At 67.9% G+C, this 16,693-nt stretch carries 13 protein-coding genes; 8 read left to right on the forward strand and 5 right to left on the reverse strand.

Annotated elements, in window-relative coordinates; genetic code table 11:
* Window positions 1-100: 100 nt before the first annotated feature.
* Entirely contained in the window at window positions 101-772 is a 672-nt protein-coding gene (locus tag BCO18175_RS16025; RefSeq protein WP_174982360.1) for a MarC family protein, read from the forward strand.
* A 186-nt stretch (window positions 773-958) separates the two neighbouring features.
* Entirely contained in the window at window positions 959-1,939 is a 981-nt protein-coding gene (locus BCO18175_RS16030; RefSeq protein ID WP_174969031.1) for an aldo/keto reductase, read from the forward strand.
* 20 nt (window positions 1,940-1,959) lie between these two features.
* Here the strand turns inward: BCO18175_RS16030 and BCO18175_RS16035 are convergent, their stop codons facing one another.
* The 4 genes from BCO18175_RS16035 to BCO18175_RS16050 all read right to left on the reverse strand — a co-directional run bounded on the left by BCO18175_RS16035 (window position 1,960) and on the right by BCO18175_RS16050 (window position 7,168).
* Window positions 1,960-2,826, reverse strand: a complete 867-nt coding sequence (locus tag BCO18175_RS16035; RefSeq protein ID WP_174982362.1) for a CPBP family intramembrane glutamic endopeptidase — start codon at window positions 2,824-2,826, stop codon at window positions 1,960-1,962.
* A gap of 81 nt (window positions 2,827-2,907) precedes the next feature.
* Window positions 2,908-3,564, reverse strand: coding sequence for a VC0807 family protein (locus tag BCO18175_RS16040; protein WP_174982364.1), 657 nt, complete (start codon window positions 3,562-3,564; stop codon window positions 2,908-2,910).
* A 142-nt stretch (window positions 3,565-3,706) separates the two neighbouring features.
* Window positions 3,707-5,644: a sensor histidine kinase gene (locus BCO18175_RS16045; protein WP_174982366.1), complete on the reverse strand. Its 1,938-nt coding sequence runs from the start codon at window positions 5,642-5,644 to the stop codon at window positions 3,707-3,709.
* Between the two features lie 459 nt (window positions 5,645-6,103).
* The gene (locus BCO18175_RS16050) at window positions 6,104-7,168 is read right to left on the reverse strand and encodes a 2,3-butanediol dehydrogenase (protein WP_174982917.1); all 1,065 of its coding nucleotides are present in this window, start codon (window positions 7,166-7,168) and stop codon (window positions 6,104-6,106) included.
* Window positions 7,169-7,733: 565 nt separating this feature from the next.
* Here BCO18175_RS16050 and BCO18175_RS16055 point away from each other — a divergent pair.
* The gene (locus BCO18175_RS16055; protein WP_174982368.1) at window positions 7,734-8,981 is read left to right on the forward strand and encodes an MFS transporter; all 1,248 of its coding nucleotides are present in this window, start codon (window positions 7,734-7,736) and stop codon (window positions 8,979-8,981) included.
* A 38-nt stretch (window positions 8,982-9,019) separates the two neighbouring features.
* Complete coding sequence (locus tag BCO18175_RS16060; protein ID WP_174982370.1) at window positions 9,020-9,499, forward strand: DUF3331 domain-containing protein; 480 nt, start codon at window positions 9,020-9,022, stop codon at window positions 9,497-9,499.
* Between the two features lie 32 nt (window positions 9,500-9,531).
* Here the strand turns inward: BCO18175_RS16060 and BCO18175_RS16065 are convergent, their stop codons facing one another.
* Window positions 9,532-10,734, reverse strand: coding sequence for a GNAT family N-acetyltransferase (locus BCO18175_RS16065; RefSeq protein ID WP_254608098.1), 1,203 nt, complete (start codon window positions 10,732-10,734; stop codon window positions 9,532-9,534).
* 188 nt (window positions 10,735-10,922) lie between these two features.
* On the opposite strand from BCO18175_RS16065, the gene BCO18175_RS16070 reads away from it, so the two are divergent.
* From BCO18175_RS16070 to BCO18175_RS16085, 4 genes are all read left to right on the forward strand, one after another.
* A complete protein-coding gene (locus tag BCO18175_RS16070; protein WP_174982374.1) occupies window positions 10,923-12,395 on the forward strand; it encodes a PLP-dependent aminotransferase family protein in 1,473 nt (490 codons plus the stop codon).
* Between the two features lie 427 nt (window positions 12,396-12,822).
* Entirely contained in the window at window positions 12,823-13,668 is an 846-nt protein-coding gene (locus BCO18175_RS16075; protein WP_174982376.1) for a CPBP family intramembrane glutamic endopeptidase, read from the forward strand.
* 87 nt (window positions 13,669-13,755) lie between these two features.
* A complete protein-coding gene (locus tag BCO18175_RS16080) occupies window positions 13,756-14,658 on the forward strand; it encodes a hypothetical protein (RefSeq protein WP_174982378.1) in 903 nt (300 codons plus the stop codon).
* 336 nt (window positions 14,659-14,994) lie between these two features.
* On the forward strand, window positions 14,995-16,575 hold the full coding sequence (locus tag BCO18175_RS16085; protein WP_174982380.1) for a trypsin-like peptidase domain-containing protein: 1,581 nt from the start codon (window positions 14,995-14,997) through the stop codon (window positions 16,573-16,575).
* Window positions 16,576-16,693 lie beyond the last annotated feature (118 nt).

The raw sequence follows: 16,693 nt of genomic DNA on the forward strand, positions 1-16,693 counted from the left end.
GCGGGCACGGCCGAATTTTGCGGCTCGGGCTCGGGCGCTTGCTCTACAATGCGTGACCTCCGGCGCGCTGCCGGCCCAGCCCCGACCGATTCTTCATCCGATGATCGTCAACCGCCTTATCTCCGAGATCCTGTTCGGCTTCACCGGCCTGATCGGCATCATCAACCCGATCGGCATCGCGTTCCTGTTTCTCGAACGGACCGAGGCGCTCACCGAGCAAGAACGCGATCTGCTCGCGAGGAAGGTCGCATTCAACGCGTTCGTCGTGCTGATGGTCGCGTTCTTCGCCGGCACGCCGGTGCTGCATTTCTTCGGGATCTCGATGGAAGCGCTGCGGATCGGCGGCGGCTTCGCGGTTGCAGTGGCCGGCTGGCAGATGCTGAACGAGCCCGACGGGCCGGGCGGCGGCGACACGCCGGTCAAGCCGATCGACGCGAACGCGATCATGACGCGCGCGTTCTTCCCGCTGACCATGCCGCTGACGGTCGGCCCCGGCTCGATCGCGACCGCGATCGCGCTGAACGCGAACCGCACGCACAAGCTGTCGGAGTTCGCGCTGTCGAGCGTCGTGTCGATCGCCGTCTCCGTGCTGGTTGCGATCGTGATCTGGCAGGTCTACAGCCGCTCCGCGCTGCTGTCGCGCTACCTCGGCAGCGAAGGTACCAAGGTCGCGAAGCGCGTGTCGGCGTTCCTGCTGCTGTGCATCGGCGTGCAGATCATGCTGACCGGTTTTTCCGCGTTCCTGCAGCCGATCGCCGACCAGGCAAAGTAAGCGGCCGGCGCCGCTGCGCACGTGCTGCGCAGCCGGTGCCCCGCACGACCTCGCGCTGACGACCACCCCCTTCGTACGATGCGGCGACGCCGCACGCCTTTTCGCCACCCGAGATACCATGCGACGGTCCGGCGGATGCGCGGCGCGCATCCGGCCGTCAGCTCAACTTCAATGGCGAGGCGTGCAATGGAATACGTGAAATTCGGATCGACAGGGCTGGAAGTGTCCAAGCTGGTGCTGGGTTGCATGACGTTCGGCGAACCGTCACGCGGCTCGCATCCGTGGACGCTGCCGGAAGCGGAGAGCCGCCCGATCATCCAGCGGGCGGTCGAAGCCGGCATCAACTTCTTCGATACCGCGAACATGTATTCGGACGGCACGTCGGAGGAGATCGTCGGCCGCGCGCTGCGCGATTTCGCGAAACGCGACGAGATCGTGATCGCAACCAAGGTGTTCTACCGGATGCGCCCGGGGCCGAACGGCGCGGGGCTGTCGCGCAAGGCGATCATGACCGACATCGACCAGAGCCTGAAGCGGCTCGGCACCGATTATGTCGATCTCTACCAGATTCACCGCTGGGACGACGGCACACCGCTCGAGGAGACGCTCGAGGCGCTGCACGACGTCGTGAAGGCCGGCAAGGCGCGCTATATCGGCGCGTCGTCGATGTTCGCGTGGCAGTTCGCGAAGGCCCTGCACACGTCGAAGCAGCACGGCTGGGCCCGCTTCGTCAGCATGCAGAACCACCTGAACCTGCTGTATCGGGAAGAAGAGCGGGAAATGCTGCCGCTGTGCGAAGACGAAGGGATCGCGGTGATTCCGTGGAGCCCGCTCGCGCGCGGCCGCCTGACGCGCAACTGGGACGAGTCGACCGAGCGGCAGCAGAGCGACGCGGTCGGGCAGCGGCTCTACGATGCGACGGCGGAGTCGGACAAGGCGGTCGTCGACGCCGTTGCGACGATCGCCGCCGCGCGCAACGTGCCGCGTGCGCAGGTCGCACTCGCGTGGGTCGCGCAGAAGCGCGGGGTCACCGCGCCGATCGTCGGCATTTCGAAGCCGCGGCAGCTGGACGACGCACTGGCCGCGCTCGAACTGAAGCTGACCGACGACGAGATCGCCACGCTCGAACGCCCGTACGTGCCGCACGCGGTCGCCGGGCTCAACTGAGCGGCGGCGCCGCGCGGCCGTCAGCGCGCGGCGTCGAGCATCGGGTAGGTGAACAGGCCGAAGTGGACGAGGTTCAGCCCCGCGTGCGCGAGCGCGGACGCGAGCAGTCCGCCGCGCCGCCAGGCGAGGCCGTAGCCGACGCCGGCCACCGTGCCGAGCACGATCCATTGCCAGCCGCCGGCCGCATGCGCGGCGCCGAACAGCACCGCGCCGATCGCAAGCGCGGCCCACGGCCCCCATGCGAACGCGCGTAGCACGCGCGTCAGCCCGCCCTGCACGTAGCCGCGGAACAGCGCTTCCTCGGCGAGCGTCACGAGCAGCAGGTTGTTCACGAGCCACAGCCAGCCCGACGGCGGCCACTTGGGCGCCCAGCCGACCATGCCGAACGCGAGCGCGCCGGCCAGGCACGCGGCGGCCGTTGCGACAGCGGCCACCGCGCCGGTGCGCAGGGCGCGCAACAGCGGGATGTCGGGGGCGACCCACGGCAGTGCCCACACCAGCCACAGGCCGATGAGCGGCTTGTCCAGATTCAGGTACATCGTGAACGGCACGGCATCCGGCGTGAAGCGCGTCGGGCCGATCACGCGCGGATTGTGGAAGCCGGGAATCAGGTGCAGGCTGAGCGCGATCGCGACCGCCGCAAAGACGACGTGTGCGGCGATGCGCACCGCGCGCGGGCGCTCGGGCATCACGCCCCAGGCGGCCGCGGCCAGCAACGCGAGCGGCGCCAGCGTGAGCGGCGCGAGCTTGCCGAACGCCAACGCGCACGCATAGCCGAGCGCGGCGAGGCCGACGCTCAGGCCATGCTGCGGGCGATGCCACGCGAACGCGGCGGCCGCGAACAGGGCGAGCCAGATCGTGGCGGACGGAAGGAGCGAAAGGGACATGACAAGGGCGGCATTCGTCGGACGAGACGCCGCGCATCATACAGCAGCCGCGTTGCCATACCGGCCGGCGGCTGTCGGCAGTCAGCGGCCGGCGGTTTCGGTGACGCCGTCGCGACCCGGGATGTGGACGCTGTTGCGCTCGCGCATCCGCCGCCGGTACCAGAACGTCCAGAGCAGCAGACAGCCGAACACGGTGTAGCCCATGACCGGCGACACGACCAGCACGCGTTCGACCGGCCAGGTCACGACCATCCAGAGGCGCAGCAGCATTTCCAGCGTCATGAACGCGCCCCAGACGAAGGTCATCCGCCGGAGCATCTGCCGCAGCCCCGGTTGTTCGTTCCAGACGGCTTCGAAATGCGCGGCGCCGCCATCCATCTCGCGGGCCACGGTGGCGCGGGCGAGATAGAAGATCAGCGGGCGTTCGCGGAACAGCGACAGCAGGAACACGACGCCGATCGTGCCCGACGCGAGCGATTCGCGCATCAGCAGCGTGCGCGGGCTGCCGCCGAGCGCCATCCCGAGGATCGACAGCGCGATGCCGAGCAGCACGATGGCCGCTACCGCGTCGACGCGGCGCGAGCGGATGAATTCGACGATCGACCAGATGATCGGCGGGATCGCCGACGCGTACAGCGCGCCGGTTTCGCCGAAATATGGCTGCGCGGCCCGGTAGGCAACCCAGGGCAGCACCAGGTTGACGAAGAGTTCGAGAATCAGTCCGGCTCGCGGTTTCACGGTGAGCAATTCCACGCAGGTTGGGGCGAACGCGCAAAGGGCATGGTGGCCCCCGGTTGCCCCGAAAAGGGTTCGGTTCAGTATATCGAAGAATCGGGCGGGACTGCGGTACCGCCTCGGGCGCTTGCCGCCGGTGCCGTCGTCATGGATTCGCCGCCGCCGGCAGCGTGATCGTGACCGTGGTGCCCTGCAGCACGACGCTTTGCACGTGGATGGTGCCTCCGTGCCGTTCGACGACGGCCTTGACGAACGCCATGCCGAGCCCGACGCCGCTGGTTTCCGGCTGGCCGGCGGTGCGAAAGCGCCGATAGCGCTCGAACAGCCGCGTCTGGTCCGCGCTGCTGATTCCGCATCCGCTGTCGCGGATCGTGCAGCGCACGGTCTTGCGGTCGGCGCCCGGCTCGACCCTGCATTCGACGCTCGTCAGCGATGCGCTGTACTTGATCGCGTTGTCCAGCAGGTTGATCAGCGCGCGCGACAGCAGCGCCGGGTCGCCCAGCACGATCGTGTCGTCGCGCCGAGGCACGTCGTCGATCGACATGGATTTCCGGTGCGCGAGCGGCCACACCGCGTCGCGTGCCTCGTTCATCAGGTCGGCGAGGTTGACCGGCACGCGTTCGTATTCGCTGGCTTCCGCACGCGAGAGTTGCGCGAAACCGTCGGCCATCGCCAGCGTGTGCCGCGCCAGCTTGCCGATTCTCGCGAACTGCTGCTTCATCTGCGCATCGCCGGCACGCCGCGCCTGCGTGTCGATCAGGATGATCAGCGAGGTCAGCGGGGCGCGCATGTCGTGCGAGAACAGCGTCAGCATGTCGTTGCGCTGGCGCTCGAGCATGTCGCGGCGGACGGTCGCGTTGCGCAACGTCTCCAGCGCGTCATGGATCCGCGTGATCTCGGGCCCGATGCCGCGCGGCATCGCGACATGCGACGTATCGCCGTCGCTGAGTGCGACGATCCGGCGGCCGAGCGTATCGAGCGGCTTCGACAGCAGCCGCTGCATGCCGCGCGCGAGCGAGGCCAGGATCGCGATGCACAGTGTCGTGGCGAACGCCGACAACCCGACCTTGATCCGGGAGGCATTCCGGTCGCCGATCGCGCGGCGCCGGGCAAGGTCGATCACGCGGTCGCGCAGCAGCTCGCTCGGCAGGAAGTGCGGCACGATCGCGCGGGAAAAATCGGCGGCGCTCATCGCATAGGCGCCGTTCTTGCCGCCGGTGACGGTCGCGTCGACGAGCGGCAGGATGTGGGTGTCGAAGGCCGCGTTGAGCTGCGCATATTCGCGTGCCACGTCGGGGTCGTCGAGCTGCGCGCCGATCGTACCGTCGATCAGCGCGCGCAATTGCTCGATGCGGCCGCGCATCCGCATGATGTCCGCGAACTGCGTGCGGTCGAGCGCTTGCCGCGCGAACATCGGCGCAATGAGCAGCGAGCCCGTGCGGCCCGTGTATTCGCGGAGATCGCCGAGGAGCCGCGCGAGCAGGATCGCACCCGACGTGCGCGGGTCGCGCATCGCCGTGTCCGTCATCGCACCGTCGATCAGCAGCGACAGCGTGTCGACGATCCGGAACAGGCGCGCCTGCGCGTGCTGGATGTCGTGAACCGTGCGTGACGCGAGCGGCCGCGCGTCGAGCGCATCGACTTCGGCGCGCGCATCGGCGAGCGTGATCCGGACCGAGTCGAGTGCATGCAGCAGGTTGCTGCGTTCGCGATCGTCGAGCACGGTCGCCTGCGCGATGCCGGTGCGAAAGTGTTCGAGCGCCCGGTCGGAACGCGTGCGCGCGGCGAGCAGGTTGCGGACCTCGGTGGCGCCGTCGTCCTGCAGGCGCACCAGCAGGTCGTTCGTCGGGCCGCGCTCGGCCGAGATCACGTTGGCGGTGCTCATCGCGCCGCGGACGAATTCGAAGCTCTGCAGGTCGACGTTCTCCTGCCGGTATTGCCGGAAACTCCCCCAGATGATCGTGCCGCACAGCAAGGCCAGCAGCGTGGTGACGAGTGCGAAGCCGATATGCGTCTTCTGCTGGATCGTCAGCGATCGAAAGTTGTATGCGTGTTCCCGGCTAAACGAGAATGAACGATTCATGACACACCATGTTTGCAAGCTATCCCGGGTGGGCCCGTATTCTCGGCCTGTCGGCGCCATGACACCGTAAGGTTTTGTGGGGGGCGGGGGGCCGCCTCCACGGGGTGGCAACAATCCCGGCAGGGAGGCCGGATCGTGCTTGCACAGGATCACCTTGCGTCAGTGTCCTGTCGACACCGGACGAATCACGCTTGATCCGGAGAAACCCTGATCGCGTATCGGGTGCGTGGCGCGTTACGGCGGATGGTTTGGATTGCGAAGGTTCCTGATCGTCGTGTCTGCCGTGGTGCACGGCATCAAGTGCGCATCGGACGACGGCAGCAAGGAGAGGGCGCTGGAGGGGAGTGGCAGACAGGCGCGCCGCCCGCGCACGGGCGACGCATCAGGGCGACACTGCGGCAGGCGTGCCGCGGCGCGAACCGGTGAACTGGTGAATTGGCGCCGCGGCCGCGCGAGCGGTCAGGCGACGGCAGGCTGAACGATGATCTTCACGTTCCGGTCCTTGTGGTTGACCAGTTCCTCGAAGCCGTGCGAGACGATGTCGCCGAGCGCGATGCGCCCGGTGATGAGCGGCTGCACGTCGATGCGGCCGTCCGCGATGAAGCGGATCACGTCCGCGAATTCGCCGTTGTATGCGAGCGAGCCGATCACTTCCTTCTCGGTCGACACGATGTCGAAGAAGTTGAACGGCGCCGGTTCCTCGAAGATGCCGACCATCACCGACTTGCCGGCCTTGCGGATCACGTCGATCGCGAGCTTCGCGGTGGCCGTGTGCCCGATGCACTCGAACGACACGTCGGCGCCGTAGCCGCCGGTCAGCGCCTTGACTTCCGCGATCGCGTCGGACGTCTTCGGATCGATGACGACGCTCGCGCCGACTTCCAGCGCCTTCTCCTTGCGCGCGGCCGACATTTCCAGCGCGATTACGCGCCCGGCGCCCGCGGCCTTCGCACACATGATCGTGCACAGGCCGATCGTGCCCGCGCCGACCACGACGACGGTCTGCCCGACGATGTTGCCGGCCTTTTTCACCGCATGCAGGCCGACCGCGAGCGGCTCGATCAGTGCGCCGGCCTCGGTCGGGAAGTTGTCGGGCAGCTTGTACAGCAACTCGGCCGGCACGTTCACGAACTCGGCGAATGCACCGTTGTTCATCAGCCCGGTGAACGCGAGGTTCTCGCAGATGTTGTACAGCCCATGCCTGCAATACCAGCAGGTGCCGCAATGCTGGCAGGCGTCGGCCGTCACGCGATCGCCGACCGCGAAGCCCGTCACGCCCGCGCCGAGTTCGGCGATCTCGCCGCTGAATTCGTGGCCGAGGATGCACTGGCCCTTCAGGCCCGTCAGCGGATGCGGCGCGTCGACCGGGATGAAGACGGGGCCCGCGACGTATTCGTGCAGGTCGGAGCCGCAGATCCCGCACCAATGCACGCGAATCGTGACCCAGCCTGCCGGCGGGCGCTCCGGAACGGGAACCTGTTCGACGCGGATGTCGTGGCGGCCGTGCCAGACGGCGGCTTTCATGCTCGGAGCGGTGGTCGATGCCGGTGTACTCACGTTGCTGTCTCCATCAGGTTGTCGTCGGGCGCGAGGCAGGGCTGCCGGTGCACCCGTCGCGCGATTGCGCGAACGATCGGTATGCAGGAACGGGGCCAGCTCGAGTGGGGGCGCAGGGCGGCGATTGGACGGGATGGGCGTGGTGCGATGCGTCATCTCCCGGTTCGTTGACGGGAAACGGTTTGACGAGGGCGTGACGCGAAGTTTGCTGCGACAGCTAAACGGCAAGGTGGGTGAGACGCTGGGACGTTCGTCTCAGCGCAATGAGACGAATCGCGAGACGCGCGGCGATGACCGGTGCGGTTCGATGCGCGTTCAGGCGACGACTTCGTCGACCGCGGCCGACGCGAGCAGCACGAATCCGGCGGCGCGGTACAGCGGCGGGCCGGCCCATTGCCGCGATCGGCGGAACGGATCGTTGCGCACATTACCCCTTTACTTGAAGTTAACTTCAATTTGTATCATGTGCGCCAGTCCGATCGCGGACGCGTGACGCATCCCGTTGCACGCGGCCGCTTCAACGGAGGTGGAGATGACCGAATCGCCTGTCGCGGCCGATGCCGCCATGCTGCCGTCGCGCAGCTACCGGGCCGCCGTCGCGAACGTCGTGCTGGCGAGCATCGTGTCGGCGCTGCACGTCGGCAAGGCGACGATCGCGTTACCGTCGCTCCAGCACGAGTTCGGCGGCTCGCTCGCGTCGCTGAGCGGGATCATGTCGGTGTTTCCGTTCGTCGGGGTGTTCGGCGGCATCGCGGCCGGCCTGCTGGTGCGGCGCTGGGGCGACCGGCTGCTGTTGATCGCGGGCCTCGTCATCCTCGGCCTGTCGAGCGTCGCCGGCGCATGGGCCGGCAGTTTCGCGCTGCTGCTGGCCACGCGCTTCGCCGAGGGGCTCGGTTTCGTGATCGTGGTGGTCGCGGCGCCGGCCGTGCTGAATCGCGTGACGCCGCCCGCGCGGCGCAATTTCGCGTTCGGCCTGTGGAGCACGTTCATGCCGGCCGGCATGGCGCTGTCGATGCTGGTCGGGCCGCTGCTCGGCGGCTGGCGCAACGGCTGGCTCGCGGCCGCGGCGCTGACGCTCGTCGCGGCGGCTGCGGTGCCCGTCACGACGTCCGCCGATGCGCCGTCGCGGCAGGCCGCCGCGCCGCGCATCGGGCCCGCGCTGCGTGACGTGCTCGCGCTGCGTGACGTGCTCGCGCTGCGTGACGTGCTCGCGTCGCGGTCGACCACGCTGCTCGCGCTGGGTTTCGCCACCTACAACGTGCAGTTTTTCGCGGCGATGACGTTCCTGCCGGTGTTCCTGATGCAGCGCCTCGGCGTCGCGGTCGGCGCCGCGGGGTTGATCAGCGCGGCGATCGTCGCCGCGTGCGTGATCGGCAACCTGACGGCCGGCTGGCTGCTGTCGCGCGGCGCACGGCCCGGGATCGTGATGGCCGCGACGTCGGTCGCGATCGGCGCGGCCGGCGCAGGGCTCTTCAGCGCGGCCACGCCGGCCCCGCTCGCGGTCGCGCTGGGTTTCGCGTTCTCGGCGATCGCGGGGATGCTGCCCGCGACGATCCTCGCGTGCGCGCCGGGCTCCGCGCCGACGCCTTCGCTGGCGCCGCTCAGCATCGGCTGGGTCGTGCAGGGCAACTATCTCGGGCAGGTGATCGGGCCGCTGGCGATCGGCGCGATCGTCGGTGCATTCGGCTGGTCGGGCGGCATCGGGCTGATGCTCGCGGCCGCCGTCACCGGCGCGGCGATCGGCCTGTCGCTGCTGCGCGAACCGATGGGCCGGCGCTGAGCGCGGCGCCGTTCAACCTGCACGGAAATCCGTCAAGCATGCTCAACACCATGGAAAGCCTGATTTGCGAAGAAGACGTGCCGTGCGATGCGCCGGCATGGGTCGAAGACGATGCGATGCCGCTACCTGGCGGCGTCGCGCATCCGCTCGTGACGATCGGCCGAGCGCCGGTTCCCGAGCACGCCGCAGCGGCCGCGTCGCCGTTGCGCCCGCAACTGTTCGTCACGGTGCTGGAGGCCGGCGACGATGCGTTGCTGATTCGCTGGGTCGAGAGCGGCCGGTGCCATTACGGCGAACAGCGCTGGCGCTTGCGTGTCGCGTTGCAGCCGGGCCGTTGCGCGATCTCGGGGCAGCCGATCGAGCCGGGCGAGCCGGTGTTCCGGCCGGTGCGGCGGCCCGTGCCGGCCAATGGCGACGAGATGATCCGCCCGGCGTCGGTGCCGGGTGCAACCGGCGTGGCGTGTGGCGTCACGGCGGAGGGTGACGACGCACACGCGCCGGCCGACGTTCCAGGCTGAACGCCGGCCGGCCGGCCGGCCGCGGCAGCGGGTTACTTCTTCACGTCGTGCCGGTACTGGATGAACCCGGCGTTGTTCGCGAGCTTGTCGTACAGCGCGCGCGCCGTCGTGTTGGTTTCGTGCGTGAGCCAGTACACGCGGCTCGCGCCGGCTTCGCGGGCATGGTCGTACACGGCCTCGATCAGCGCGCCGCCCGCGCCTTGCCCGCGTGCGTCGGGCGCGGTGTACAGGTCCTGCAGGTAGCAGTACGGCCCTTCGGTCCAGCACGAGCGGTGGTAGATCGAATGCACGATCCCGACCAGCGCGCCCGATGCGTCGAATGCGCCGAGCACGAACATCGGCTCGGCGGGATCCATCAGGCGCGCCCACGTCGTCGCGAACACCGCGTCGCTCAGCGCGGTGTCGTAGAACTTCTGATAACCCTGCCACAGCGGGCGCCACGCGGCTTCGTCGGCGGCGACGAGCGGGCGCACCGTGACGCGCGTCGCGTCGTGCGCGCGGCTGGCCGCATCGCGCTCGCGCGCCTGTGCGTGACGGATCTCGGTGAGCGACTGGCGTTGCTCGCCTTGCGCGTCGAAGTTCTCCGGCGCGAGCCACGCGTCGAACGCGGCGCGGACATCCGGCCATTCGCCGTCGATGATCGAGAACCACGCGGTGTCGCGATTGCGGCTGCGGTAGACGATCGCCTGCCGGAACGTGCCTTCGTAGCGGAAGCCGAGCCGTGCGGCGGCCTTGCGCGACGGGATGTTCAGGTCGTCGCACTTCCATTCGTAGCGCCGGTAGCCGAGCGTGTCGAAAGCGTACTTCATCAGCAGGAACTGCGCTTCGGTCGAGATGGGCGTGCGCTTGAGCAGCGGCGAGAACGTGACGGAGCCGACCTCGATCACGCCGTTGGCCGGATCGATGCGCATCAGCGCGAGTGTGCCGACCGCGCGGCCCGTCGCACGGTCGATCACCGTGTAGTGCAGCGGATCCGGGCTCGCCTGGGCGGTACGCGCGTAGTCGCGGTAGCTCGATTCGTCGGCGTACGGGCCGTGTGCGAGATAGGTCCAGTCGCTGCCGTCCGGCGCCTGTGCGTAGGCGGCGTGCAGGTCGGCCGCGTGGCGCTCGGCGTCGAGCGGTTCGAGCCGGCAGTAGCGGCCTTCGAGCACGATGCGCTCCGGGCGCGGGCGCGCGGACCAGTCGGGAACGGGGTGGCCGATGGGTTGCTGGAAAGCGTTGGTGAGCGTGGACAAGGTCGATCTCGCTTCGGTTGGCGGCCGGCGACATGCCGGCATGCAGACGATCGTAGTCGCGGCGAGGTACCATGAGAAGCGCCAGAGATCGGCAAATTTATGGTGCCACGGGTTATGGGGCGCGAGCCACTAGCCGTCCGCAACTAGCCGTCCGCCACGTTCCAACATTTTTACGCTGCGATGTTCCGATGACGACTGTCCTTCCTTCCGGCGATGCGCCGTTGCTGCCGCTCGACGCGCCGCTGGCGCGCACGCCGGGCGCGCCTTCGCTGCAGCGCCAGCTGCTGCGCCGCGTGCGCGACGCGATTCTCGGCGGCGCGATGCCGGCCGGCACGCGGCTGCCCGGCACACGCGCGCTGGCCGAGACGCTCGGCGTGTCGCGCAACACGACGGCCGCCGTCTACGAGCAGTTGGTCGCCGAAGGCTTCCTGCAGTCCGACCGCCGCGGCACGCGCGTGGTCGGGCTGTCGCGGCCGGCGCCGCCGCGCCGTCGTGCCGCGCCGCCGGCCGTTGCGCAGCGGCTCGGCCGGATTCGCCCGAGCCGCATCGGCACCGGCGAATCGGAGGGCTTCCGGCCGGGCGTGCCCGCACTGACGCATTTCCCGGCGGACGCGTGGCGCCACGCGATCGACCGCGCGCTGCGCCGCGCCGGCCGCGACCTGCTCGGCTATGGCGATCCGCTCGGCGAGCGCGCGCTGCGCGAATCGATCGCGCGCCACCTGGCCGTGACCCGCGGCGTGCGCTGCGATCCCGAGCAGATCGTGATCACGGAAGGCGCACAGGGCGCGATCGCGCTGTGCGCGCAGTTGCTGACGAACCCGGGCGATACGGTGTGGGTCGAAGAGCCCGGGTACCGCGGCGCGCGCACCGCGATGCAGGTGGCCGACCTCGACGTCGTGCCGATGCCGGTCGACGCGGAAGGGCTGCGCACGGAAGAAGACGACTGGCGCGAGCGGACGCCGCGCCTCGTCTATACGACGCCGTCGAACCAGTTCCCGACCGGCGCCGTGCTGTCGATCTCGCGCCGGCTCGCGCTGATCGATGCGGCGCGCCGGCATCGCGCGTGGATCATCGAGGACGACTACGACAGCGAATTCCGTCACACCGGCGAGCCGATCGGCGCGATGCACGGGCTCGCGCCCGATTCGCCCGTCGTCTATCTCGGCTCGTTCAGCAAGACGATGTTTCCGGCGCTGCGGATCGGTTTTCTCGTGCTGCCCGACGCGCTGCTGGCCGCGGTGCGGCCGGTGCTGCCGGAGATGCTGCGCGGCGGGACGCGTCACGTGCAGCTCGCGCTGGCCGATTTCATCGAGACGGGCGAGTACGGCCGCCACCTTGGCCGCATGCGCCGGCTGTACCGCGACCGGCGGCGCTTGCTGCTCGCCGCGCTCGACGGCAGCCTGAGCGTGCCGCATCAGATCGAGGGCGGGCCGTGCGGGCTGCATCTCGCACTGCGGCTGCCTGCGCGCTACCGCGATCGCGCGATCGTCGACGCGGCGCGTGCGCACGGCATCGGGCCGTTCCCGCTGTCGGGTTTTTCGATCGATGCGGCATCGGCGGGCAACGGGCTCGTGCTCGGTTTCGGCAATACGTCGGCCGACGCGTTCGAGCCGATGTTGCGGATGCTGTCGGCGATCGCGGAGCGGGTGGGCGGGGATTGAGGCGGGACTCGCCGTTCAATCACCGCAATATATTTCCTTAACCTTTTAAATATTAAATTTTTAAAAACAAGGTTGATATTCGTCGATTTTTGGTCTTGCTCCCCGAGCTGAACGTGCTGCGGTCTTGATCGTCAAAAATGGTCAACGGTGCTTGCAAGTGCTAATGGGATGAGCGACGATGAATTCACTGTAACAAACGGTTACTTTTCGTGGATTAATGCGCGGCCGTTCACGCCGCCCCGGTTTTGTATGCCGTGATCGATGGCTTTCGTAATGAATCGACTCCAGAAGGCGATGGTCTGGAGAGCCGTGACGAGCCACGTTGGGATTGCCCGGAGAAATAATAATACTGAGCGTCGCGAGGTCCGCGGCAGACAACCGAGACCGTGGTCATCACGGATGCCGTTAAAAAACTATATCAATCTCGATGAGATCCGATTCACACCGCTATTGCTTCCCGAGTTTGCTGGAAGCATTTTTTATCGTCGTCGTGCTGATCATGATCGAGTACCTGATGAATTCGGTCATCTGGTCGATCAGCCGAAGCGCCGGGCTTCAACCCATGGCGATTGCCAGCATCGGCCGGGTTCTCGCGAACGGGCTCGTATTTACGGTGCTGCTTCACCACGGCAAATTGACCTACCGAAGCCTGCTGCATGACAGCGTCGATTCCTGGCGATCGACGCTCGGACGATTTTTCGTCCCGATCTTGCTGATGACGCCGGGATTGATCGTGGCGGTCAGCGTGATCGAAGTCGGCGTCGGGCAGTTTTTCCCTTGGGGCGGAAGCGGATATGACGCTCGCGAGGTTTACACGAACGGCGGGCTTGGCCTGATCGTGTTGACCTGCCTGATTGCGCCGCTACTTGAAGAAATGCTGTTTCGCGGCGTGATGCTGCGCAGCTTTCTGCAACAGTATCCGACGGGAACGGCCATCGCGCATTCGGCCGCCGTGTTCGGTCTTGCACACCTGAACGTGTATCAGTTCGTCCTGGCATTCGGACTCGGATTGTTGATCGGGAAACTGTACGCGGCCACCCGGTCGCTGCTGCCGGGCATCCTGATCCACGCCTGCTACAACACCGCCGTGGTGATCGTCGCACTGAAAACGCCATTCGAATTTTCCAGGGAAAGCCTGTTGGCCGTCTGGCCCACATCGTGGTGGTTCGGCGCGCTCGCGGCAGGGGTGATCGGCGCGTGTCTTCTGGTCAAGTCGCTCGATGCGCTGAGATTGGCTCAAGCAAGCGCGTCGGGCAGCAACGGCTTGCGTTGAGAACGTTGTATTGGCAAGCGTTCCTGTGAATTCACGGGATGCTGGTGTTGCGCGGTAATTATCCAAAACGATAAAACGAGGTAAGTCATGTGGGGAAAGCAGGTCTGGTTGGCAGGTGTGGCAAGTACCGCGTTGCTGCTGACGGCATGCGGCGGTGGCGATGACGGCGCCGCCAATACGGGAAGCAACGCATCGAGCAACACTACGGGCGGGACGCCGGCTGCCACGTCGCCTGCGGTTCCACCGGCGAATGCTTCCCCGCAACCGTCAGCCCAGGCGGCATGCCGACCGAACGGCAACTTCAGCTACTCGGGTGCTGCGTCTCCGGTCACGGCGAATAACGGCCAGCTGGCGGTGCTCGTGGTGCCGAATCTGCCGAGCGAATACGCGAAGAACCGCAACATGACGGCGGCCGGTGTGCCTGCCGCGAGCCTGGTGCAACAGGGAAGCGGCGCGTTCACGACGCTGGCATCGTCGTCTGCGGCGACCGATTGCCTCGGGCTCGACCATGGCGCCGTCACCGATATCCAGGGCGTCGGCACCGATGTTGCGATCGGCCGCTGGAATCGAGCGATGGATACCGACGGCAATACCTATACCGATACGCAAGGCGTTCACTACGCGGTCGGTACGCCGCTGTCGTTACCTGCAACGGGTGGCCCGCTTGCATGTACCCAGGTGATTGCCGACACGGTGGCGAGCAACGACGGCAGCACGGCCGGTACCCTCGTTTCGAGTTCGGCCACGCTGGATCCGGGCACCCGCCAGCTCACCACGCTGAACCTGTCGATCAAGCAGGCGACGGCTCAATACGGGCTGACGTATACGCAGGTGCCATTGAACGGTGTGCTGAAGACCACCGGGCCCGCGACGATTCAGTCGATCGTCGTCGGACATGACGCGACGCAGCCGCTGGTGGCTGTCGGTTACTCGGCTGCGTTGCCGAACACGCAAGGGGTTGGCGGGGTGGTGATCCTCTCGTGCCACTGAACCGGGCCGGCGCACGCGTGCGTGCCGCCCGTCGGTGACGCGTGACAGGCGGACGATCCGTAGCAGACCGCAACGATGACGCTCGCGGCTGCCGGCAATGATCCGGCGCCTGCGCGCGTGTCGATGCGTGGTGGATGTGCGGATTGACGAACCGCGCACTTTGTTCGAAACGAATGCCGTCGCGGCTCCGCGCCTGCAGCGCCGCCCGGTATTCGGGTTTCGATTCGTATGTTCGAACAGGCCGAGTGGACTATAAATGGATGCGTGTACCGGTGCTTGTCGGGTGCCTGCGCGACTCGCGCATGTCGGCGCCGCGACTCCCGGGGGAGGTGCACCGTGGTTCGCCAGACGCTTGCTCGCGCCGTGCTTCGCACCGCGTTGATCGGGGGCGTGTTTGCCGGCTGTTTGTTGCCCTTGCCGGCCGTCCTTGCCGGAACCCTCTCGCCGCCCGTTACGCCGCACACCTTGAAGCAGCGGACGGCTGCCGCGCCTTACGCGATGCCGGTCGATTTTCCGGCGATCGTCGACCGCTACGGCCCGGCGGTCGTGACCGTCATGACCGCCGCACCCGATCAGCAGACGGGCGGCCCGTCCTTCGCGATCCTCGATCCCGACGATCCGCTCGCCGCGTTTTTCCGACGCGACGCACCGCCGCCCGCGCCGGGCCCGCAGGCTCAGGCTCAGGCACCGGCACCCGACACGGCGCCGCGCGCGGTATCGGGCAGCGGCTCGGGTTTCATCGTCAGCGCCGACGGCCTGATTCTGACCTCGGCCCACGTGGTCGACGATGCGACCGACGTGACGGTGCGGCTCACCGATCGCCGCGAATTCAAGGCGACCGTGCTGGCCGTCGATCCGCAAAGCGACGTTGCCGTGCTGCGCGTCAACGCGACGAAGCTGCCGTTCGTGCGCGTCGGCGATTCGTCGAAGGTACGCGCGGGCGAGCCGGTGATGACGATCGGCGCGCCGGACGGATCGGGCAACACGGTCACGGCCGGCATCGTCAGCGCGACGTCGCACCGGCTGCCGGACGGCAGCGCGTTTCCGTTCTTCGAAACCGACATCGCGCCGAACCCCGACAACTCCGGCGGCCCCGTGTTCAATCGCGCGGGCGACGTGATCGGCATCGCGGTGCAGGTCTATACGGGCGCCGACCGCTACGCGAGCATGACGTTCGCGATTCCGATCGCGTTTGCCGCAAAGGTGCGTGCGCAACTGCAGAAGCAGATGCAGGCGCAGGCGCAGCAGTCCCAGGCGCCGGGCGAGTCGTCGTCCGGCAATGCGATCGGCGTCGACGTGCAGGATGTCGGCATCGGGCTGGCCGCCGCGTTCGGGCTGCCGCGTCCGGCGGGCGCGCTCGTCAACGGCGTCGCGTCCGGTTCGCCGGCCGCCGCGGCCGGCGTGAAGCCCGGCGACGTGATCGTGAAGCTGGGCGACAAGACGATCGGCCGCTCGGCCGAGCTGAACGACCTGGCCGCCGCGCTGCCGCCCGGCCAGAAGGCGCCGCTGCGGCTGATCCGCAACCGCGCGCCGGTGATGCTGACGATCACGGGGGCCGACGAGGCTGCCGGCAACGCGGGCCCGGCCGTCGCCATGGCCGCGCCGAAGGCGGCTGCACGACCGGCGCCGGGGCCCGGCGCGGGCGACGGCGGCGACCGCCTCGGGCTGACGATGCACGCGCTGAGCGACGACGAGCGCCGTTCGACGGGGCTCGCGGTCGGGATGATGGTGGACGCGGTGCACGGCCCGGCAGCCAAGGCCGGCATCCTGCCGGGCGATGTCGTGCTGGAGCTCAACGACACGCTGCTGGAGACGCCGGACGACATACCGTCGCTCGAAGCGAACGGCGGCAGCGTGATCGCGGTGCTGATCCAGCGCAACAACGCGCGGAAGTTCGTGTCGGTGCGTGCGCGTTAGGGCGTTGACGCGGCCGGTATCGTCCACCTACCATCGTCCGGTATCGCACGCAGTCAGCCAGGCAACCAGGAGCCATCCGGCATGAAAGCAGCATTCATCATCGTAGTTGTCCACAGGC

The sequence above is a fragment of the Burkholderia lata genome, assembly GCF_902499335.1.
Taxonomy (GTDB): Bacteria; Pseudomonadota; Gammaproteobacteria; order Burkholderiales; family Burkholderiaceae; genus Burkholderia; species Burkholderia lata_B.

What these genes read in the sequence shown, in the direction of transcription:
- BCO18175_RS16030 (WP_174969031.1), top strand. Translation starts at nt 959, where the DNA reads ATGGAATACGTGAAATTCGGATCGACAGGGCTGGAAGTGTCCAAGCTG.
- BCO18175_RS16025 (WP_174982360.1), top strand. Translation starts at nt 101, where the DNA reads ATGATCGTCAACCGCCTTATCTCCGAGATCCTGTTCGGCTTCACCGGC.
- BCO18175_RS16055 (WP_174982368.1), top strand. Translation starts at nt 7,734, where the DNA reads ATGACCGAATCGCCTGTCGCGGCCGATGCCGCCATGCTGCCGTCGCGC.
- BCO18175_RS16050 (WP_174982917.1), bottom strand. Translation starts at nt 7,168, where the DNA reads ATGAAAGCCGCCGTCTGGCACGGCCGCCACGACATCCGCGTCGAACAG.
- BCO18175_RS16060 (WP_174982370.1), top strand. Translation starts at nt 9,020, where the DNA reads ATGCTCAACACCATGGAAAGCCTGATTTGCGAAGAAGACGTGCCGTGC.
- BCO18175_RS16035 (WP_174982362.1), bottom strand. Translation starts at nt 2,826, where the DNA reads ATGTCCCTTTCGCTCCTTCCGTCCGCCACGATCTGGCTCGCCCTGTTC.
- BCO18175_RS16070 (WP_174982374.1), top strand. Translation starts at nt 10,923, where the DNA reads ATGACGACTGTCCTTCCTTCCGGCGATGCGCCGTTGCTGCCGCTCGAC.
- BCO18175_RS16075 (WP_174982376.1), top strand. Translation starts at nt 12,823, where the DNA reads ATGAGATCCGATTCACACCGCTATTGCTTCCCGAGTTTGCTGGAAGCA.
- BCO18175_RS16045 (WP_174982366.1), bottom strand. Translation starts at nt 5,644, where the DNA reads ATGAATCGTTCATTCTCGTTTAGCCGGGAACACGCATACAACTTTCGA.
- BCO18175_RS16080 (WP_174982378.1), top strand. Translation starts at nt 13,756, where the DNA reads ATGTGGGGAAAGCAGGTCTGGTTGGCAGGTGTGGCAAGTACCGCGTTG.